Source organism: Desertibacillus haloalkaliphilus (genome assembly GCF_019039105.1).
Classification (GTDB): domain Bacteria; phylum Bacillota; class Bacilli; order Bacillales; family KJ1-10-99; genus Desertibacillus; species Desertibacillus haloalkaliphilus.
The window spans coordinates 1-361 of the sequence record NZ_JAHPIV010000426.1 but is presented as its reverse complement, the minus strand read 5'-3'; the positions used below and the strand labels follow the sequence as shown (position 1 = coordinate 361).

Genomic DNA, 361 nt, shown 5'->3' with positions numbered 1-361 from the left:
TCTTCCTCCTCTCCTCCCCCCCTCTCCCCTCCTTTTTCTTTCCCTTCCTCTTTTTTCCCCTCTCCTTTCCTTCCTCCCCCCTTCTTTTTCTTTCCTCTCTTCTCCTCTCCTTTTTTTTTCTCTTCCTTTCCTCTTTCCTCCTTCCTCTCTTCCTTTCCCCTTTTTCCCCCCCCCCTCTCTTCCCCCTCTTCCTCCTTCTTCCTTTCCTCTTTCTTTCCTTCTCCCTCCCTCTCTTTCCCTCCTCTCCCCTTTCTTTTCCCCCTTTCTTCCCTTTCTTTTTCTCTTTCTTCTTCCCCTCTCCTTCCTCCCTCTCTCTCCTTTCCTTCTCCTTTCTCCCCTCTCCCCCCTCCCTCCCCTTTTC

1 protein-coding gene is annotated in these 361 nt (G+C 51.5%); it reads right to left on the bottom strand.

Going from position 1 to position 361, the window contains the following annotated elements:
• Window positions 1-361 (bottom strand): hypothetical protein (locus KH400_RS30190; RefSeq protein WP_217228475.1); only part of this gene is annotated, 361 nt, incomplete at both ends.